This window comes from Anatilimnocola aggregata, assembly GCF_007747655.1.
GTDB classification, from domain to species: domain Bacteria; phylum Planctomycetota; class Planctomycetia; order Pirellulales; family Pirellulaceae; genus Anatilimnocola; species Anatilimnocola aggregata.
In genome coordinates, this window is the sequence record NZ_CP036274.1 from 3,079,689 (window position 1) to 3,098,751 (window position 19,063).

Below are 19,063 nucleotides of genomic sequence, written 5' to 3' on the forward strand. Positions count from 1 at the left end.
GTGAACCGATGACGAACCCCGACATCTCGATTATGGTTTGCACTTATAACCGCGCGGGAATGCTGCGCGACGCGCTGCGCAGCCTGTACGACCTGCAGACAGCCGGCGAATTCACTTACGAGGTTCTCGTCGTCGACAACAACTCGTCCGACGATACTCCCGCGGCGATTGCCGCCGCTGCGACCGAATCGACCTCAACCTTGCGCTGTGTGCGGGAGACGAAGCCAGGTGTCGCCGCCGCTCGCAATCGAGGCGTGCGCGAAGCACGGGGGGAGTGGATCGCCTTTTTCGACGACGATCAGATTGCCGATCCGAATTGGCTGTTGGAACTGCGTCGCGGGGCGAGTGAGCACAACAGTCGTGTTGTCGGCGGTGCAGTTCACTTGCTACTGCCCGAGAACTGCACCCGCGACCTTCATCCATTCTGCCGGATGCTGCTGGGCGAATCGCGCTGGTCCGAAACGCCCCAGCCGTACGACGATCACATCAATCCCGGGGCGGGAAACCTGCTCGTGGAGAAGTCGGTCTTCGCCGAAGTCGGTGTCTTTAACGAAGCCCTGCGCCGCGGCGAAGATACCGACCTTTATCGGCGCACCCGCGCCGCGGGAATGGCCGCCTGGTATCTGCCCAAGGCCATCATTCATCACATGACGCCCGATCTGCGATTGGAAGATGCTTATCTTCACAAGCTGTCGCGCAGCATGGGCGAGGGCGTGAACGACTACGAATGGAACGATCGCGGTCCACTTGTCGCAACTGCCATTTGGCTCGCGAAAGCCGCTCGTGCCGTCGGACTTTACTGGCCCAAGTTGCAGTGGGCATGCGTGACAGGGAACCACGAAGCAGCTGTTGGCCTGCGTTGTCAATTGGTTCTTTCGGCAGGCCATTTTTGGCAAGGTTGGGCGCGCCTGCGGCAACGGCTGAGTGGTCCGCGCACGAAAGTTCCGACAACGGCCGTTGCCAGTCGTCCCTTGGCCTGAACTGATTGAGCGAGAGACGCGGTCTGACCGATGAGTCACCATTGCCTGGATGACAACCTGAAAGTGCGAGTCGTCCCCGGCAGGGAACTGTCGGGTGACCTCTGCGCTCGTTGGGCTGAGATCCAGTGCTCGAATCCGGCACTGTCGAGTCCCTACTTCCGCCCCGAATTCACCCAAGCGGTAGCGGCCGTGCGCACCGACGTGGAAGTAGCTGTTCTGGAGAACGACGCTGGAATTCAAGGCTTCTTTCCGTTTCAGCGCGGATGGTGGGGAAACTCGCAACCCGTGGCTGGCCGGCTCACCGACTTTCAAGGCTTAATAATCTCGCCGGGAGTTTCGTGCGATCCGCTTCAACTGCTGCAGAAGTGTGGACTCGCCTCGTGGCGCTTCGATCACTTGCTGGTTTCGCAGTCGTGCTTTCAATCGCACATGTGGACATACGGCGAGTCCCCCTACATCGATTTGTCGGCCGGCTTTGCCAACTATCAAGCCAAGCAACGCCAGCAGAACACCGAACTGAAAACGATCGCGCGAAAGATTCGCAAGCTGGAGCGCGAAGTCGGCCCCGTACGTTTCGAGTTGAGCTCAGCGAATCCTGATGACTTACAGAGCCTGTTTCGCTGGAAGAGCGCGCATTATGTGCGGACTGGTTTCCGCGATTTACTGTCGTTCGCTTGGATCCGAGAGTTCTTCACACGGTTGCCTCAACACCAACAGGTTGAGTTTGCCGGCCTGCTCAGTTGCTTGTATGCGGGTGATCAACTCGTCGCCGCGCATTTGGGCATGCGCTCGCGCCACGTCATGCACTGGTGGATGCCTTCGTATGATCGCGAGTTTGCGCGCTATTCGCCCGGCCTGGCGCTGATTTATTTGTTCGCCCAGCAAGCGGGCGAGCAAGGCATCACGCGCATCGACCTGGGGCAAGGTAACGAGAGTTTTAAATATCGGATTGCGTCGGGAATCGACACTGTTGCCGAAGGTCGAGTTGACAGGCGCGCGGGAACGCGAATGTTTTATCGCACGTGGCAGGTCACGCGCGATTGGGTTCGTACTTCGCCGCTGGGTGGTCCGACCGAACGCCCCCTGCGCTGGATCCGGCGGATGAGAGACTGGCTCCAATTTCGTTAAAGAAAAGTATTGCTTCATGGCCGCTTTGTTAACTACCAACATGTTCAACCCTGTGAACGTGCGCGAGCACGAGAATCACCAATGTGTGCGCGTTGTCCCCGGTCAGCAACTCAGCCCACAGTTGTGCGTTGAATGGCGGCTGCTACAGCAGGCTAATCCCACGCTGAGCAGCCCTTACTTCAGCCCCGAGTTCACGCAACTCGTTGCCAGTGTGCGATCGGATGTTGAAGTCGCCGTGGTCGAAGAGGCGCAGCGCGTCGTCGCGTTGTTTCCGTTCCAACGCGGGTTGTTCTCGGCGGCGAAACCAGTCGCTGGCCGTTTGTCCGATTTTCAAGCCGTGATCGCTGCGCCAGGGACGCCGATCGACCCGCAGCAATTGCTGCGGCAATGTGGGCTGAAGAGTTGGAAGTTCGATCACTTGCTCACTTCGCAAGTTGAATTTGCGCCCTATTTGTGGACCCGCGCTAACTCTCCCTACATCGATCTCGCGCAGGGCTTCGCTGCCTATGAGGCGGGACGCCGAGGTGAAAACTCCGAACTATCGACCATCAAGCGCAAACTGAAAAAGATGGAACGCGAAATTGGCCCAGCACGCTTGGAATGGAAGTCAGCCAGCCGCGAAGACTTGCAAAAGTTATTGCGGTGGAAGAGCGAGCAGTACGCGCGTACCGGCTTGCGAGACCTGTTTAGCATCGATTGGATTCGTAACTTCGTCGATCAACTGTTGCTGCGAGACGATCCCAATCTGACCGGTCTGCTGACTTGCCTCTACGCCGGCGACCGCCTGGTGGCAGCCCATCTGGGAATGAGTTGCCGCCACGTCATGCACTGGTGGTTCCCTTCGTACGATCGTGAACTGGGGCGCTACTCGCCGGGCATGTCACTGATTTACTTGATTTCCCAACAGGCGAATCAGCACGGCATCACACGAATTGATTTAGGCAAAGGTGACGAAGACTACAAATTTCGCCTGGCTTCCGGAAGCGACGAAGTGGCTGAAGGAAGCGTCGATTTAAGTCCGGGTTCACGTTTATTTCGTCGGACGTGGCAAGCCACGCGCGATTGGCTGAAGACGTCGCCCCTGTATGGACCGGTAGCAGCACCGCTCCGCGCTGTTCGCCGCTTACGCGATTGGTTCAGCTTTCAGTAAGTGCAGTGTGTGGTTGTTAAGACCATTGTTTCGACTTGTTCACTCCATTGGCGGCAGGGATGCCTTGCGTAACTCACCATGACCGAGCTCATTCCTGCGACAGAACCGAGTGCTGTTTCCTCCGCAACCGCGGCACCTCTGCACGTTCGTGTCAGCCGGCCGAATGACTTGACAGCTGGCGAGTTGGCACTGTGGAGCCAATGGCAGGCCGAACAGCCGGAATTGCAAAGCCCGTACTTTCGCCCAGAGTTCACGCAGACCGTCAGCAGAGTTCGTACTGATGTCGAGATCGCCGTGTTGGAACAGGCTGGCAAGACCGTGGGCTTTCTGCCGTTTCAGCGCGGGCGCTTGAACATCGGCAAGCCGGTGGGGGGCAAGCTGTGCGACTTTCATGGCTGCATTACCGCGGCCGGGCTCGTCTACGATCCCGCGCAAATTCTGGCCGCTGCAAAACTTGCCACGTGGGACTTCGAGCAAGTTCCTGTTACGCAAACCTGCTTTTTGCCGTTTGAAGTCCTGCCGCCAGGACAAGAGCGAGAACGTGCGCCGGGGCTCGAACTGCGCGACGGCTATGCTGGCTGGTGCGAGACGCGCCGCGAACAGGGCTCGCAGATCGTCAGCAAGACGATGCAAAAGGTCCGCAAGCTGGCGCGCGAGCAAGGGGAACTGACACTCGAGTTGCAAACGCACTCGGGCGAAGTCATGGATCAACTGATTGCCTGGAAATCGGCCCAGTATCAGGCGACCGGGCTGACGGACGTCTTCTCGTTTCCGTGGACGCGGGCCTTGATCGAAAACCTGCTCGCTGCAGAAGGTGCCGAGTTCGGCGGCTGGATGTCGGTGCTGCGGGCTGGTCACCGAATTGTCGCCATCACCTATTCGCTCCGCAGCCGGCACGTGGCGCATGCCTGGTTCACTGCCTACGACCGCGATCTTGCTGCCTACTCGCCGGGCTTGATTCATTTCCTGAAGCTGGCCGAAGCGTGGCCGCAAGTTGGCGTGACTCGGTTCGAACTCGGCAAGGGTGACGAGCGCTTCAAATGGAACCTGGCAACCGATAGCCAGGAAATGATTGAAGGAACCGTGGCCAGTCGTTCGCTGGCCACCTGGCTGCGAAACAGCTGGCGACAGACTCGCAGTTGGGTGCGCGAATCGCCCCTGGCGGCGTCGGTGAAAGTGCCTGCTCGTTTGTTAAAGCCCCTGCGTCAATGGCTGGCCTATCGCTAGTTCCAGCGACTGCTGCTGAGATCGAGGTACTTATGATCGTGCTCAACGTATTACTGATTGTTGCCGCTATTCTGGTCGCGATTCCCGCGGCCATGTTCAGCGTCGAAGTTCTGCTGGCCGTCCTCTTTGGTCGCAAGACTCCGGTAATCAACGACACGAGCAAAGTTCCTTCGTTCGCGGTCCTCATTCCCGCGCACAACGAGCAAACGGTGATTGCCAAAACACTGGCGACCTTGCTGCCGACGATTCCTGCGCAGGGGCGGGTGATTGTCGTGGCCGATAATTGCAGCGACGCGACTGCTGCAATTGCCCGCGAATGCGGCGCGATCGCTGTCGAGCGATTTGATACCACACGCCGCGGCAAAGGCTGGGCGCTCGACTTTGGCATTGAATCTCTCTCGGTCGCGCCGCCCGAAGTGGTGGTCTTTCTTGATGCTGACTGTTGCGTCGACGAACATACTGCGACTCGTTTAGCGGTAGCAGCCCAATCATCCGGTTGTCCCGTGCAAGGTCTGAACCTGTGCGATCCAGATCCCAATGGTGGCGCACTGCAGGCTGTTTCGGGCCTGGCCTTCCGCTTCAAGAATCTGGTGCGGCCGCTGGGGCTGACGAAGCTTGCCGGAATGACGCATCTCACCGGCACCGGCATGGCATTGCCTTGGGCACGCATCAATCGTGCCCAGGTTGCCAGCAGTAATGTGGTCGAAGATATGCAACTGGGCATCGACCTGGCCGTCGCGGGTTTTCGAACGAAGTTCCTGCCCACCGCCCGCGTGAATAGTCCGCTCCCGCAACAGCGGGCAGCTGCCAAGACGCAGCGCACCCGCTGGGAGCACGGCCACCTGCGCACATTGATGACGCAAGTGCCGCGGTTGTTTGCCCGCGCTTGCGCGACTCGCCGCTGCGACCTCTTCTTACTAGCACTCGACCTTGCCATTCCGCCGCTCTCGCTCCTCGTCATGATGACGGTCGCTTTCACATTGCTGGCGACCGTTGCCGCTTTGTTCGGTGGCAGTCCCATCGCGGCGGCGATTGCTGGCACGGCGCTGCTATCGATCGTGTCGTCCGTTGTGCTGGGTTGGGCCGTCTTTTGCCGCCAGCAAATTCCCCTGCGAGCGCTCGTCCTCGCGCCCTTGTACGCACTGTGGAAAGTGCCGCTCTATGTGGCGTTTCTCTGGCGTCGTCAGCAGCAATGGGTGCGGACTGCCCGTGACTCGGCGGCGTAACTGCTAGCTGCCAGCATTTTTATTTTCTGTCGCGGTAAAATTTTCCGGTTAAATCAACCTTTCGGGTTGGGAAAGATTCAACGCCGGCGGCTGAAGTGCCGAAATAAGGCTTCGTAACGATCATCTCCGTGCCGGGGGGCGCGCGGGTGTATTGGCCTCGCATTGGGAAAGCCCCCGCATGTTCGCAATCTCCACCCGATCGACACTGACCTCTCTGTTGTCGTTGGTCTTGGCAACTGCGTCGCTCGCCACGGCTCACGCTCAGTACGGCGCGCCCGTCCGCAGTAATCCCAATCTGCGGCGTCCCCTGCCATCCATTGCCCGTCCCGCTGGGACGCAGCCCGGCTATCCTCAGCCCGGCGTCGCTCCGGCTCGCTATCAACCTGCGGCCGAACTCATTCCCGGCGAACGGCTGCCGCCACCCGCTGGCGAACTGATGGAAGTTCAGCCGCGCTCGATGCGGCAACCCAATGTTGCTCCCAGTACGAATCAGATTCCGCAGTCCGATGTCATTTACGACGACGGTATGTACACGGGCGAGTATGGCGCAAACTACGGCGGTTACTATCCGCAGAATCAGTGGTGCGCACCGATGCTCCCCATGCTCTCGTGTATGAACTTCTCGCTGCGCGGCGAACTGTTGTATTGGTGGACGAACTCGATGCACACGCCGACCTTGGCGACCAGTTCACCGGCGAATACGCCCATCGAAGAAGCGGGCGTGCTGGGACAACCCGGGACTACTTCGCTGTTCGGCGGCAACTTGAACGACGAAATTCGCGCGGGTGGTCGTTTCACCGCCGACTTCTGGTTCGATCCTTGCCAGATGAACGGAATCGAAATGAGCTACACGTTTCTCACGGATGGTACCGAACACTACGACGTGAACAGCAATCGCCTGCCGATTATTGCTCGCCCTTTCCTCAATGCCGAAACCGGACTGCAGGATTCGAGTCTGGTCGCCTTTCCGAATCAACTCATTGGGGCTCTCGCCGTCGATACGAGCACCACGTTTGGGATGTTCGACATTGCCTATCGCCGTAACCTGGTCTGCGATGGCTGTCGTCGCGTCGACCTGCTGGTCGGCTATCGCTACGGCTATCTCAACGATCAGATTCGCATTCGCGAACGGGAAACCTCGATCGATGACGACAGCGGTATTCCAGAAGGAACCACTATCGCCATCACCGACCGCTTCGAATCGACCAACAACTTCAACGGCCTGATGCTGGGCATGAATTTCCAGCGGCAAACCTTCCTCGGCTGTGCCGACCTGTGGTTCAAGTCATCGCTTGGCAACACGCGGTTACAGTCGACAATCTCTGGTTCAACCGTAGTGACCGCCGACGGCCAAACGGACACCAACAACTTCGGCTTCCTGGCGTTGCCGACCAACATCGGCAATCGCCGCACCGACGAGTTCTCGGCGATTAACGAACTGGGTGTGCGGTTGAATCGCGACATCGGCTGCTGGCGAGCCTCGATTGGTTACAACGTGTTGCTCTGGAGCAGCGTGCAACGTGCTGGCGATCTGATCGATACCGAAGTCAACACTTCGCAGTTGCCCCCTGGTCCCCTCAGCGGCTCGCCTCACCCGCGCTATCACGAAAACAAGGGTACCTTCTGGGCTCAAGGTTTGACCTTCGGCCTCGAACGCAGCTTCTGAGGCGAGTTTGATAGCTGGCGGAAGCAGAGCTTCCGAGCATTATCGCAGTTCCAAATCGACCAGTGTCCCATCGAGCGGTTTGGTCGAGACTCCCGCTTTCACTCGGTATTCAGCAACCGGCGAGCGGAGGCGGAACATCTTCAGGAGTGCGCCGACGACGAGCGCGACTTCGAGCTGCCCGAGATGCTTGCCAGGGCAAACGCGGGGGCCGTGACCAAAGCCGAAGTGGAGCACGTCCTTCGAGGCCCGGCCCGCGGCGGCGAGATGCTCCCAACGCTCCGGAGCAAAGTCGACGGCCGGATAGCCCGCGACTGCTGTTCCCCAGTGATCTTCGTGACGATTAGCGTGCCACACGTCGAGCAACACGTGCGTCCCCTGTGGAATGAACATCTTCCGTCCGTCCGCCGTATCGACCCAGGTATCGACCGTTGCCTGCCGCGGCAGAAAGTATAGCGAGGGAGTCAGCCGCAACGTCTCGTCGAGGACTCGCCCCAAATACTTCGCGGCGTCGAGATGCTCGGGAGAGTAGTCTTCGAGCGACTTCACTTCCTCCCACACCTTCTCTTGGGCTGCCGGATGTCGTGCCAGGTGAGCCACGGCCCAACTGGCATAGGAAGTTGTCGCTTCCAAGGCACCAGCGAGAAAGACTTTCAGATTGCTCCGCAGAGCCTCATTGGGAACATCCGACTTGAACTGCTTCCACAGGCCTTTTCCCTCGTTGCGGGCAGCCAGCACGTGGTCAGTGAGTGCCTCGAAGCAGGCGAAATCTCGCTTTGTTTGTGCCATGCCGCGCGTCAAGCTCGGTAACTTCCAGACGGGAATGCCGAGCTTGTTCTTAACCGTATCTCCCACGATGTGCTCGATCACGCGTTCGAGTCCCGGGACGTAGCAGTTACGGATTTCGTCGTATGACAATGTTGTGCCGAAGAAGCTATTCGTAAGCATCTCGAGCATCACCGCTTTGATCTCCGGTTCAAGCGGAATGCGGACTGATTTCTCGCCGCTGCTAAGCAGGTGTTGCCGCAGCACTTCGAGCCGTTTCAGGACAGTGTGCCGAAAGGTCTCGGCAAACTCGTGAAACATTTCGGGTTGGAAGAGTGTGGTCTTGCCGAACGGTGACGCAGCCAGTTTGCGCTGTGACTTCCAGATCGCGCCATTCGAATAGAGGAGTGTGTCGTTGCCCGTGGCGCGGGCAATTCCCGTAGAAGGGAGCGTATCGCGATCGAACTGGCCCGGCTTATCACCCGTTTCCGTCGTGATCGCGCGGATGATTTGCGGATCACGCGTTACGAGGATCGGGGCAAAACCTGGCACGTCGAGAAAGCGATTGTGCTGGCCACCACCAGTTTCGTTTTCCGAGTTCCAAAAATAGCTTTCTAGAATCTCAATTGGCCGGTCGTAGTTCCAAGGATGCGGGAACGGAAACGTCCCGCGCCCCGAGCCAAAGTGAATGAGTTTCACTCGCGAGGGGAGACAATCTCCGCGGAACGGATTGCGGCCGAGCAATTGTCCAGGCAAGCGAGTCAGGCATCTTACAAGGTTGGCAAACATGAGGCAGGTTCATTTTCGGAGAGGTCGGCGACAATCTTGAGGAACTGCTGGCGAAGAGCTAGTTTGGTTCTGAGCAAGTACCATACGCCAGTTTATTCAAGCGGAGAAGCAGCACGATGTCGTTTCAGGTACTGCAGACGATTCCCATCTTGCGAATCTTTAGCGTCGAGAAAGCGCGGGAGTTTTATCTCGACTTTCTGGGCTTCGCGGTCGACTGGGAACATCGCTTCGACGAACGTGCGCCGATCTACCTGCAGATTTCGCGCGCGGGCTGCGTACTGCATCTCTCGGAGCATCATGACGATTGTTGTCCCGGTTCGACTGTCTTTATTCGGGTTGCGGGACTGGAGGAGTATCATCGTGAGATCACGGGCAAGAACTACGGCTACATGCGTCCGGGCATCGCGAAAACGTTCCATCAGTCAAAGGGAATGGAGGTGATCGACCCGTTTGGAAATCGCCTGCGGTTCGACGAATCGATGGTGTCAGGTAGTTGAAGATGCCAGCGTGCTAATCGGTGGCCCCAGCGCAGTCAGCGGCATTCGCCGCTTGGCTCTTAATCCAGCGAACCAACTGCGGATGCCATTGTCTGTTGATTGGTAAGAGCGATCGAAGTTCATCGAGCGCCTTGCCATCAATGGTCGCTACTCCGATGTTTATTCGCTTTGTTGCTGCTGCCGAGACGGACGATCCGTGGTGGGCCGATGGTGTCATCACGGCAGCGTGCTCGTTGCTGGATGACGGCACGTTAGAGTCTTACCAGGCTGAAGTGGTGAACGACTCGTTTGCCTGGTTCAATCGGTGCTTACCCTGTCCGCCGTTTCATGCCGGCAGCTGGTCGCGCAGCGCCGTCTGCTGGTTTCGACCGACGGCGAAGGAGCCGATTGCACGGATGTGGGATCTGGTTGCCGTGCTGAAGGATCACGATCTTCGTGTGAGAGTTATCCGCACGGAGTTTCCCGGGCGAATTGTCTATCAAGATCCGTTTCAGATTGTAGCCGAGACACCGCGGCCGAGTGGAATCCGTCGACGCCATCAGCCGCGCAAGCTTGCGCAGTGCTGAGGAACGCAAACGATAACTGCTGCTTGCGTGAGGCCAACCCTAGTCCGACCACGCCAAGTAGGACTAAAAAACATCAACATCATTTAATTTACAAGTAATCACTAGATAGTCATAAATAAATCAGCTGTATTGGCAATCTGGTGGAGAAGTGTGCCTGCGCGACGCGTGGCAGTTCGCGCGCGAAGAGGGCTGTTTCGTGGCTTGCCTGGAAACTTTCCGATCTCGGAGAGATGTGCCACTGAGGTTTATCAACAAACAGGATGATTTCAGCATTGCCAAATTGGGCGCAATTCGTTGTCGTCAAACAGTTTGCAGGTGATGCACGCAAAAGGGGGGTGTTGATAAACCTTGCCCCGCGGCGAACCGGCAGGAAGGCGAATGCCGGGCGTGAATCAGCCCGGCACGACGATCTGCAGCGAGTGGCCGTCCGTGCGATTCGCTGCTGCCGAGAGGAGAATCTCGAAATAGGTCGTGTGATTTTCCCCTTCGCCAAAGGGGACGTGCTCGTGCACGATGATGAGCGCGCCATGTTCCGGCAATGACGCCAGATATTCGCGGAGGGACTCTTCAAAGGCGTCCCAATTGCGGCGGAAGTAACGGGGAAAATGGAGCGCATCGGCGAACAGGCGCAAGAGGGTGTCTTTGCTGCGCACGCTGCGCGGCACCCAGACGACGCGATTCCGTGGATTCGTCCGGGCTTCTGCGGCGAAGGCTCGTGGGTCTTCGACCGGCAGGATTTCCGGCGTGGGGTGATCGGCTGAAGATGCTTCGTCGGCGGTCATCGTTTATTTCTTTCCCGCGGGTTGATCGAGCCGCTCGAAGGTTTCGTAATGATCGGGCGTGTAATAGAGTTCACCTTGTTCGCCAGTAACAATGCGCTGCGGACCAGGTCCGCGCTGCTTGGGGGTGGGATGGACCCACTCGTGATAGTAGCCACTGGGCTGCTTGGGCAAGCGCTTCTCGCGATTTTGAAACACGCTCCCGTCGTTGACATGACTGCCGTAGTCGCGGCGTTCGATCCGCGCCAAAGTCTCGCTCAGGTCAATATTGCCCCGATAGATCACGCTGCCATCTTGGTTCCGAATGACAACGTTCTTGATAAGCGTCTTGACTGCCGGCTGACTTGGCGCTCGATCGACGGTACTTTCTGCCGGAAGATCCGCAGACTTTGTGGTCAGCTTCTTCGCGGGCAATACGACAACTTCAGGATCGCCGGTTTGCGCTGCTGGCGTTTGCTCGGCAGCAGGGTCCACTTGTTTCGCCCGCTCGCGCGAAAAGTAAATGAATGCCGCCACCACACACAGGCTGACAATCAGCCTGATGAGTTTGGAACTAGCGCCGGCCGTGGGTCGCGGCTGCGATCCTGGGAGAGATGATTTCATAACGACTCGGGGAATAAAGGGAGCAATCGCGGGCGATTCAGTTCGTCGCCAAGTTGCTTGACCAGCTTAAAGGTGCATCATACAACGCGGGGCAGCTTTTCTTCTATCCGGCTGTATTGGCACGAGGCGGAAATGGACGACTTTCCCGTGATTGTTGAAGTAATACCCAAGCCAGATTTAGGCATAAGCTCCAGAATGTCGTACGTGCAGTGGTTCGTTGAGGTCGTCGGTACGCCCACGCTATTGCTGTTATTTGTTGCCACCATTGTGGCGTTAGGCTTGATCGTACTCTTGCGCTTTCGAGGGCGCGGATCGGCAGCTTCTACGGCCGTATTGCTGCTGATGACATTGCCACTCCTGGTTGGCACCTTTGCTTTCCTCGCCGCAACTTCCATTTCGCTAAGAATCGTTGCCGTAGCAGGAGAGACATCGGACGCCATGGCGTGGTTTGCTTATGGGGCGACGACGGCCATGTTGTCGGCAAATTGCTTTCTGCCGATTCTGCTTTTCGGCTCTTACGTTCTTCTGTCGATGGGAATGCGAGGCGACCCGCTGAAACGAGCATCGGCACCAATCGTCACTGTCTTGAAATAGACAGACTACGACAACGAAGGACTTTGAATGGACGTCAACTGTCAACTCCTGGGCGCCGACGACACGAGCTATTTGCTCTGGTTCCTGCGCGCACTGGGCATCCGGTTTGTGGTGCAACTGCTAATGACCATTTTCTCGCTCACCATGATTTGGGTGCTCCTTAGGCGTGGCAAGTCAACCCATCTCACGGCTGCGCTACTGCTTCTCATTCCTTTGCCTTTGGACGTGACTTTCATCAGTGAATTCGATGGCTTCATAGCCAGCATGCAGGTGATTGCGCTGAGTGGTGCTAGTCCCACGCCGGAAGAACTGGCCGCTGGTGGTTCGATGTCCCTGGCCGCGATTCTCACGGGCATGTGCTTCGCGCTGCCGGGCTTTTTGCTCGCGATTACTCTCCTGGTGATTCGTGCTTTGACGCACGATGCTGAGCCGCGTGACCAGCGAGCCCAATAAACACGTTCGCTTCAACCGCAAGCGAAGTTCGGGAACGTGCTTCGCCTCTTTCGCCACACACCTGTCAGCGATACAACGGAGGGCAACAGCCAAGAAAACTCTTCTCTTGCCGGAGCGGTACTGCCATGGGCATTCAACTTGAAGTCATTCAGTTTTTCGATAACACCAATCGCACCATCGTTCACCGCGAGCCTCCGGAAGGTTCGGCCGACATCAAGTTGGGTGCCCAACTGATCGTTCAGCCCAATCAAGAAGCGGTCTTTGTTCGCAGCGGCAAAGCGCTCGATAAATTCGGCCCTGGCCAGCACACGTTGTTTACGCTGAACGTGCCGCTCCTCACGCGAATGCTGACCATTCCGTGGGAGAAGTCGCCATTTCAGGCTCAGGTCTATTTCATCGGCAAGCAGACGTTTCTCGATCAAAAATGGGGAACGCGGCAGCCGATTACCGTGCGCGATAAGGATTTTGGCATTGTCCGCCTGCGGGCCAACGGCAAGTTTGCATTTAAGGTCGTCGATTCGAATAAGTTTCTGGATGACCTCGTCGGCACGCAGGGGAAATACACGACGGATGAAATCCAGTCGTACTTGAAAGACTTGATCGTCTCGCGCTTGACCGACCTGCTGGCTACTTCGCAAACCAGCTTGCTCGATTTGCCGGCGCAGTTCGATGAAATCGGTGCGGGAGCCACTTCGAAGATCGGCCAGGACTTCGCGCGCTACGGGTTGGAGCTCGTCGAGTTCTTCATCAATGCCATTTCGCCACCCGAGGAAGTGCAGAAGGCCATCGACGCCCGCAGCAGCATGGGAGCCATCGGCGACCTGCAGGCTTACACGGTTTATCAAGCGGCCAATAGCTTGGGGAAGATCGCGGACAATCCAGGTGGGCAGGCGAACAGCGTCGTGGGGATGGGTCTAGGTGCCGGCTACGGCGTGATGCTGCCGGGAATGATTCAGAATGCCATGCAGAATCGCCCACAAGTGAATCCCAATCAGTTTTCGCAACCGGCTGCTCCACCGCCATCGACGGCCGCAGCGATTCCCGGTGGCATGCCGGTTGGCCCCGACTTGAGCGGGATCACACCGATGCGGCCTGCTGCGTCCGCTGATCCGCGGGCATTGATTCGCAGCGTGGCGCAGTCCGCAGGCTGGCAATTGAATGACGCCGCTGATGTTTGGACAGCAACCGTCGCGGTTGGTCCGCTGCGGAAGCAGACCGTTTCGATTCGTTTCGAAAAGGATCACGGCGGCAATTCGGTGGTCGCTTATTCTTCGACCTGCGGACCATGTTCGCCCGAGAACGCCCTGGCTCTGCTCAAGTACAACAACAAAATGGTGGACGGTGCGTTTGCCGTGGAAGATACTCCTTCCGGCGATATCGTGGTTGTCCGTCACAGCCAGCTCGCCAGTACGCTCACGCCCCTCGATGTCAGCCGCGTCGTCACGTCGGTCGCCTGGCAAGCGGACCGCGTCGAAGAGAAGCTGATCAGCGGCGGCGACGAAAACTAACTCGCTCCCCAAACATATCCCGCCCTGACCGCCGCTCAATGCGGCCGAGTTACCTCTCATGCAATCACGCCCCCACTGGGCCAGCCTTTCGCTGGCCTGCGCGTTTTGCCTTGCGCTCATTGGTTCATCGTCGGCCATCGCGCAGCCCACCGGTCCGCAGCCTTGGTGGCCGACGCGCCCCACTCCGCTGCCTTTCGTTCATTCGCTCTTCACCAGCGACATGGTCCTCCAGCGTGATGTGGCGGCTCCCATCTGGGGCTGGAGCACACCCGGCGATGTTGTCACGATCACTTTCAACGACGAGCCTACCGACCAACCCGCGAAGGCTGGTGCCGATGGCAAATGGATGACGAAGATTGGCCCCTTCCCAGCAGGTGGCCCTCACAAGCTGTCGATCGCCGGCAGTACGCAACGCGTGGAACTTACCAACGTCTTATGCGGCGACGTTTGGCTTTGCTCCGGGCAATCGAATATGAACTGGCCCGTGCGGCTGGCACAGAATGCGGAAGCAGAAGTGAAGCAAGCAAGTCATCCGCAGATCCGCTCGTTCACCGTCGGCTTTTATCCTTCGCTAGTGCCGCTGAAACTTCCGCCTCCCGCGCGCTGGGAACAATGCACGCCGGAACTTGCGCGCAACTTCTCCGCCGTCGGCTACTACTTCGCCCGCGAGTTGAATCAGACGCAAAAAGTCCCCATCGGCATCATTCACAGTTCCGTCGGCGCGACCGCAGCCGAAGCTTGGGTCTCCGGTCCCGCGCTGGCGCGTCTCATGCCCGAAGACTTTCCCAAGGAACTGGCCGACCTCAAACAACAGGCTGGCGATGTCGGCGAGAACTACGATCACTTCGCCGAACTGGAAAAATGGGCCGCGAAGGTCGATCCAGAAAGCGCGAAGAAGAAGTACACCAGCGATCCAGAACTCGATACCTCTGACTGGCAGGAAATTGACGTCCCTCAGCCTTGGGAAGAAGCCGGGCTCGGCGACTTCGACGGCCTCGTTTGGTTTCGTCACCACTTAGAGATCCCCGCTGAATGGGCCGGCGAAGATCTCCTCCTGCAGCTTTCGGTGATTAAAGATTTCGACATCGTCTGGCTGAACGGCAAACTCCTCGCCTCGAGCCAACTCAAAGGAAATACGCGGAACTACACCATCGAAGGCTCACGCGTAAAGCCCGGCAAGAATCTGCTAACCGTCGCGATCCTGAACCAGGAGGGCCCCGGTGGTTTTTGTTCAATGCCATCCAACATGGCTTTACGCTCGGTAAAGCGACCCGCCGAAAAACCTCTGCGCCCCGCAGGCAAGTGGAAAGCAAAGAAATCAGTCTCGATTACGGATCTGAGCGAGCCCTTTCCCGAACCGAAAGTCGGGCACTACAAAACCATTACTGGGCTCTACAATGGCATGATCGCGCCGCTCGAGCCTTACTCGATCAAAGGAGTCGTCTGGTATCAGGGTGAAGCGAACGGCCCGCGCTGGCTGCAGTATCGTCGGTTGTTGCCCACGCTCATCACCGACTGGCGCGAGCATTTTCAGTCCGGAGAGTTTCCGTTCTTAATTGTTTCGCTGGCTAATACGAATCCCAAGCAGACGAAGCCCACCGAACCGGGCTGGGCCGAAATTCGTGAGTCCCAGTGGCGCACGGCGCGAACGGTTCCCAATACGGGGCTGGCAAATACGATCGACACGGGCGATGGCAACATTCATCCGCCGAACAAGCAGGAAGTTGGCCGACGACTAGCGCTCACCGCGCGGCACCTGGTGTATGGCGAGAAAGAGCTCATCTATTCCGGTCCGCAGTTCAGCTGCATGAAAATCGAAGGGCCCAAGAACGACCGCATTCGCCTCTCGTTCACGCATCTTGGCGGCGGCTTGGCGATCAAAGAAGGGGAAGAAAAACTAACCGGCTTCGCGATCGCTGGTGAAGACAAGCAGTTCGTCTGGGGCAACGCAGTGATCGACGGCGACACCATCGTCGTCTCTTCCCCCGAAGTGGCCGAACCCAAGCACGTTCGCTATGGGTGGGCCTGGAACCCGCTCGTGAACCTCTACAACAAAGCCGGACTGCCCGCGGTGACATTCCGGACGGATGAGTAAGAGTTCGCCAAAACCGTAGCGGAATTCGCCAGAATTCCGATGAACTGCAATGCGCAGGAACCATGGCGAGGAGATAATGAGCGAAACAGACGACGGCGACTATCTAAAGCGATTACCCGCAAATGCCTATCGCGGACAGGCGTATGTTCACTGGACAATGACGATCGAGGACCGTCTCACCGGCTGGCTAATTCCGATTTTCTACTACAAGTTTCGTGAGATCCTCACTCATACTTGCTTTCGTTACGGACTCTGTTGTCCCGTTTATTGCTGCATGCCCGATCATCTTCATCTGCTGCTGGTTGGGATCGCCGATTCCAGCGATCAGCGAAATGCCGTCCGTTTCTTTCGGAAGCACTTGAATCCAATCTTGGCTGTCTTGCAGTGCAAATTTCAAACGCAACCATACGACCACGTTTTGCGAGAAGAAGAGCGTGAGGTTGGAGCATTCGAAAACGTTGTGGAATACATCGCCAGAAACCCCGAACGCGCCGAACTTGTCAGCACGGACTGCTTTCGGAACTACAAGTATTCTGGATGCTTGATGCCGGGCTATCCGGAACTAAAACTCTGGCAGCCCGAGTTCTGGGATCGCTTTTGGCGGATTTACTCTTATCTTCGCAAGCACGGCTTTGGTGACGGGACGATCGGAGGCGAAGAGTAACGTTGCGGGGATTACGAGACCGGCCTGCGGCGAGTTGTTTAGCCCCTGAATTCTGGCGAATTCAGCTACCGCTGTTGCTGCCATTGCGATTCTCATTATAGACGGCGATATTGCACAATTCCTCTCAACTCGCCAATTCGCGGAGTAACGCGTTGTGAACTGCCTTCTCTCGTTAGCGCCAGCCTGGCAATCACGCGCGGTCCTGCTGTTGGGAATTGTCTGCGCGCTTGCGCCGATCGTTCTCACAGCCGCTGAACCCGCCGTTGTCGCTCGTCCCTCAATTTCCAGTGAAGCAAACGCCAGCAGCATGAAATTCACATATCCTGAAACCGCCCGCGGCGAGCAGATCGACGACTATCACGGCACCAAGGTCGCCGATCCGTATCGCTGGCTCGAAGAGCCCGATAGCGATGCCACCAAGGCCTGGGTTATCGCCCAAAATAAGCTGACGTTTGATTACCTGGAGAAGATTCCGCAGCGCAAGGCCATTCGCGCTCGCCTGGAAGAACTCTGGAACTTCGAGCGATTCGGCCTGCCGCGGGTGAGGCACGGCAAGTACTTCTACACACGGAACGACGGCCTACAAAATCAAAGCGTGCTCTATGTGACCAATGGTTTGCATGGCGAGCCCAGGCTGCTGCTCGATCCGAACAAGCTCTCGGCCGATGGGACCGTGGCGCTCGGCGATTGGGTCGTCAGCGACGATGGTAGGTGGATGGCTTACAGCCTGGCTGCTGCCGGTTCGGATTGGAACGATTGGCGAGTGCTGAATGTCGAGACGAGTGAGAACGAAATCGACCACTTGAAGTGGGTGAAGTTCTCGGGAGCCTCGTGGACCAACGACAACGCCGGCTTCTATTACAGCCGTTACGACGAACCGAAGCCCGGCGAAAAATACACCGGTGCCAACTATTACCAGAAGCTCTACTACCACAAGTTGGGGACGCCGCAGGCCGCCGATCAGTTGGTATACGAACGCCCCGACGAAAAGGAATGGGGCTTCAGCGGCGATGTGACCGAGGACGGCAAATACCTGATCATCACGGTCTGGCGCGGCACCGAGCAAAAGAATCTCGTCTTTTACAAAGACCTCACGCAGCCCGACGCGAAAGTCGTCGAGTTGATCTCGGAATGGGACGCCAAGTACTATTTTGTCGGCAATGAAGGGGCCAAGTTCTGGTTCACCACCGATCTCGGCGCGCCGTTCAAAAAGTTGATTGCCGTCGACATCACCAAGCCCGCGCGGAGCGAATGGAAGGACGTCATTCCGGAGTCGCGCGATACGCTGCAAGGTGTCGGCGCGGTCGGCGGGCACTTGATTGCCAATTACCTGCACGATGCCTGCTCAGCAGTGCGCATCTTTGATACCAGCGGCAAGCTGATTCGCGACATCGATTTCCCGGGTCTCGGCTCGGCCGGTGGCTTCGGTGGTCGCTTCGACCAGAACGAAACGTTCTATACCTTCACCAGCTATACGGTGCCCGGGGCCATTTATCGCTACGACATTCGCAGCGGGAAGAGCGAGATCTTCCGTCAGCCCACGGTGAAGTTCGACGAGAGCGCGTTCGAATCGAAGCAGGTTTTCTACCCAAGCAAAGATGGCACACGCGTGCCGATGATTCTTACCTATAAGAAAGGTATCAAGCTCGACGGCAATAATCCGACAATCCTATATGCCTACGGCGGCTTCAATGTTTCACTCACGCCGGGGTTCTCAGTTGGCGTGATTGAATGGTTGGAACTGGGTGGCGTCTACGCGGTTCCCAATTTGCGCGGCGGTGGTGAGTACGGTCGTGCCTGGCACGAAGGGGGCATGAAGGATCGCAAGCAGAACGTTTTCGACGACTTCATTTCCGCAGCGCAATGGCTCATCGACCAGAAGTACACGAACCCGCACAAGCTGGCGATTCGCGGTGGCAGTAACGGCGGTCTGCTCGTCGGCGCTGCAATGACTCAGCGGCCCGATCTATTCGCAGCAGCGGTCCCGGCGGTTGGCGTCATGGACATGCTCCGGTATCACAAGTTCACCATTGGCTGGGCCTGGGCCCCCGAGTATGGCTCGTCCGATGATGCCGAACTCTTCAAGGTGCTGCATGCCTACTCTCCGTTGCACAATTTGAAGTCAGGAACAAAATATCCCGCGACGATGGTCACTACCGGCGATCACGACGACCGCGTCGTCCCGGCGCACAGCTACAAGTTCGCAGCCGCACTCCAAGCAGCGCATGCCGGAACTACTCCCGCGCTCATCCGCATCGAAACCCGCGCTGGCCACGGCGCTGGCACCCCCACCAGCAAACTGATCGATGCTTCGGCGGACGTGTTCGCGTTTCTCGTGAAAGAATTGGGCGTGAAGTAGATTCCCGGCTGAAGGAG

The 19,063-nt window shown here is 57.8% G+C and carries 17 protein-coding genes; 14 read left to right on the top strand and 3 right to left on the bottom strand.

Translation table 11 applies throughout. The annotated features are described in order from the left end of the window. Positions 1-8 precede the first annotated feature (8 nt). The 6 genes from ETAA8_RS11660 (at position 9) to ETAA8_RS11685 (ending at position 7,377) form a co-directional block, all read left to right on the top strand. The gene (locus ETAA8_RS11660; protein ID WP_145088187.1) at positions 9-980 is read left to right on the top strand and encodes a glycosyltransferase; all 972 of its coding nucleotides are present in this window, start codon (positions 9-11) and stop codon (positions 978-980) included. 30 nt (positions 981-1,010) lie between these two features. Further along, on the top strand, positions 1,011-2,108 hold the full coding sequence (locus ETAA8_RS11665) for a GNAT family N-acetyltransferase (RefSeq protein WP_145088188.1): 1,098 nt from the start codon (positions 1,011-1,013) through the stop codon (positions 2,106-2,108). Between the two features lie 16 nt (positions 2,109-2,124). Further along, a complete protein-coding gene (locus tag ETAA8_RS11670; protein WP_145088189.1) occupies positions 2,125-3,258 on the top strand; it encodes a GNAT family N-acetyltransferase in 1,134 nt (377 codons plus the stop codon). Positions 3,259-3,336: 78 nt separating this feature from the next. Continuing rightward, a complete protein-coding gene (locus ETAA8_RS11675) occupies positions 3,337-4,485 on the top strand; it encodes a GNAT family N-acetyltransferase (RefSeq protein ID WP_145088190.1) in 1,149 nt (382 codons plus the stop codon). 32 nt (positions 4,486-4,517) lie between these two features. Beyond that, on the top strand, positions 4,518-5,711 hold the full coding sequence (locus ETAA8_RS11680) for a glycosyltransferase family 2 protein (RefSeq protein WP_202921776.1): 1,194 nt from the start codon (positions 4,518-4,520) through the stop codon (positions 5,709-5,711). 178 nt (positions 5,712-5,889) lie between these two features. Continuing rightward, positions 5,890-7,377: a BBP7 family outer membrane beta-barrel protein gene (locus ETAA8_RS11685; protein WP_145088192.1), complete on the top strand. Its 1,488-nt coding sequence runs from the start codon at positions 5,890-5,892 to the stop codon at positions 7,375-7,377. A 39-nt stretch (positions 7,378-7,416) separates the two neighbouring features. Here the strand turns inward: ETAA8_RS11685 and ETAA8_RS11690 are convergent, their stop codons facing one another. Continuing rightward, positions 7,417-8,928: a cytochrome P450 gene (locus ETAA8_RS11690; protein ID WP_145088193.1), complete on the bottom strand. Its 1,512-nt coding sequence runs from the start codon at positions 8,926-8,928 to the stop codon at positions 7,417-7,419. A 116-nt stretch (positions 8,929-9,044) separates the two neighbouring features. On the opposite strand from ETAA8_RS11690, the gene ETAA8_RS11695 reads away from it, so the two are divergent. After that, the gene (locus ETAA8_RS11695) at positions 9,045-9,425 is read left to right on the top strand and encodes a glyoxalase superfamily protein (protein WP_145088194.1); all 381 of its coding nucleotides are present in this window, start codon (positions 9,045-9,047) and stop codon (positions 9,423-9,425) included. Positions 9,426-9,580: 155 nt separating this feature from the next. Then, the gene (locus ETAA8_RS11700) at positions 9,581-9,991 is read left to right on the top strand and encodes a hypothetical protein (RefSeq protein ID WP_145088195.1); all 411 of its coding nucleotides are present in this window, start codon (positions 9,581-9,583) and stop codon (positions 9,989-9,991) included. 392 nt (positions 9,992-10,383) lie between these two features. Here the strand turns inward: ETAA8_RS11700 and ETAA8_RS11705 are convergent, their stop codons facing one another. Beyond that, positions 10,384-10,773, bottom strand: a complete 390-nt coding sequence (locus ETAA8_RS11705) for a barstar family protein (RefSeq protein ID WP_145088196.1) — start codon at positions 10,771-10,773, stop codon at positions 10,384-10,386. A 3-nt stretch (positions 10,774-10,776) separates the two neighbouring features. Further along, positions 10,777-11,373, bottom strand: coding sequence for a ribonuclease domain-containing protein (locus tag ETAA8_RS11710; protein ID WP_145088197.1), 597 nt, complete (start codon positions 11,371-11,373; stop codon positions 10,777-10,779). Between the two features lie 132 nt (positions 11,374-11,505). Here ETAA8_RS11710 and ETAA8_RS11715 point away from each other — a divergent pair, with 132 nt between their 5' ends. From ETAA8_RS11715 to ETAA8_RS11740, 6 genes are all read left to right on the top strand, one after another. Further along, positions 11,506-11,967: a hypothetical protein gene (locus tag ETAA8_RS11715; RefSeq protein WP_145088198.1), complete on the top strand. Its 462-nt coding sequence runs from the start codon at positions 11,506-11,508 to the stop codon at positions 11,965-11,967. Between the two features lie 27 nt (positions 11,968-11,994). Then, positions 11,995-12,420 (top strand): hypothetical protein, encoded by a 426-nt coding sequence (locus ETAA8_RS11720; protein WP_145088199.1) that lies wholly within the window; start codon positions 11,995-11,997, stop codon positions 12,418-12,420. A gap of 125 nt (positions 12,421-12,545) precedes the next feature. Beyond that, a complete protein-coding gene (locus ETAA8_RS11725; protein WP_145088200.1) occupies positions 12,546-13,928 on the top strand; it encodes an SPFH domain-containing protein in 1,383 nt (460 codons plus the stop codon). Positions 13,929-13,986: 58 nt separating this feature from the next. Beyond that, positions 13,987-16,023: a sialate O-acetylesterase gene (locus ETAA8_RS11730; protein ID WP_145088201.1), complete on the top strand. Its 2,037-nt coding sequence runs from the start codon at positions 13,987-13,989 to the stop codon at positions 16,021-16,023. Positions 16,024-16,099: 76 nt separating this feature from the next. Beyond that, positions 16,100-16,687 (top strand): hypothetical protein, encoded by a 588-nt coding sequence (locus ETAA8_RS11735; RefSeq protein ID WP_145088202.1) that lies wholly within the window; start codon positions 16,100-16,102, stop codon positions 16,685-16,687. A gap of 307 nt (positions 16,688-16,994) precedes the next feature. Next, the gene (locus ETAA8_RS11740) at positions 16,995-19,046 is read left to right on the top strand and encodes a prolyl oligopeptidase family serine peptidase (protein WP_145088203.1); all 2,052 of its coding nucleotides are present in this window, start codon (positions 16,995-16,997) and stop codon (positions 19,044-19,046) included. Positions 19,047-19,063 lie beyond the last annotated feature (17 nt).

Excerpts from the sequence above, each read along its gene's own strand:
- ETAA8_RS11660 (WP_145088187.1), top strand. The coding sequence starts at position 9 with ATGACGAACCCCGACATCTCGATTATGGTTTGCACTTATAACCGCGCG.
- ETAA8_RS11665 (WP_145088188.1), top strand. The coding sequence starts at position 1,011 with ATGAGTCACCATTGCCTGGATGACAACCTGAAAGTGCGAGTCGTCCCC.
- ETAA8_RS11670 (WP_145088189.1), top strand. The coding sequence starts at position 2,125 with ATGGCCGCTTTGTTAACTACCAACATGTTCAACCCTGTGAACGTGCGC.
- ETAA8_RS11675 (WP_145088190.1), top strand. The coding sequence starts at position 3,337 with ATGACCGAGCTCATTCCTGCGACAGAACCGAGTGCTGTTTCCTCCGCA.
- ETAA8_RS11680 (WP_202921776.1), top strand. The coding sequence starts at position 4,518 with ATGATCGTGCTCAACGTATTACTGATTGTTGCCGCTATTCTGGTCGCG.
- ETAA8_RS11685 (WP_145088192.1), top strand. The coding sequence starts at position 5,890 with ATGTTCGCAATCTCCACCCGATCGACACTGACCTCTCTGTTGTCGTTG.
- ETAA8_RS11690 (WP_145088193.1), bottom strand. The coding sequence starts at position 8,928 with ATGTTTGCCAACCTTGTAAGATGCCTGACTCGCTTGCCTGGACAATTG.
- ETAA8_RS11695 (WP_145088194.1), top strand. The coding sequence starts at position 9,045 with ATGTCGTTTCAGGTACTGCAGACGATTCCCATCTTGCGAATCTTTAGC.
- ETAA8_RS11700 (WP_145088195.1), top strand. The coding sequence starts at position 9,581 with ATGTTTATTCGCTTTGTTGCTGCTGCCGAGACGGACGATCCGTGGTGG.
- ETAA8_RS11705 (WP_145088196.1), bottom strand. The coding sequence starts at position 10,773 with ATGACCGCCGACGAAGCATCTTCAGCCGATCACCCCACGCCGGAAATC.
- ETAA8_RS11710 (WP_145088197.1), bottom strand. The coding sequence starts at position 11,373 with ATGAAATCATCTCTCCCAGGATCGCAGCCGCGACCCACGGCCGGCGCT.
- ETAA8_RS11715 (WP_145088198.1), top strand. The coding sequence starts at position 11,506 with ATGGACGACTTTCCCGTGATTGTTGAAGTAATACCCAAGCCAGATTTA.
- ETAA8_RS11720 (WP_145088199.1), top strand. The coding sequence starts at position 11,995 with ATGGACGTCAACTGTCAACTCCTGGGCGCCGACGACACGAGCTATTTG.
- ETAA8_RS11725 (WP_145088200.1), top strand. The coding sequence starts at position 12,546 with ATGGGCATTCAACTTGAAGTCATTCAGTTTTTCGATAACACCAATCGC.
- ETAA8_RS11730 (WP_145088201.1), top strand. The coding sequence starts at position 13,987 with ATGCAATCACGCCCCCACTGGGCCAGCCTTTCGCTGGCCTGCGCGTTT.
- ETAA8_RS11735 (WP_145088202.1), top strand. The coding sequence starts at position 16,100 with ATGAGCGAAACAGACGACGGCGACTATCTAAAGCGATTACCCGCAAAT.
- ETAA8_RS11740 (WP_145088203.1), top strand. The coding sequence starts at position 16,995 with ATGAAATTCACATATCCTGAAACCGCCCGCGGCGAGCAGATCGACGAC.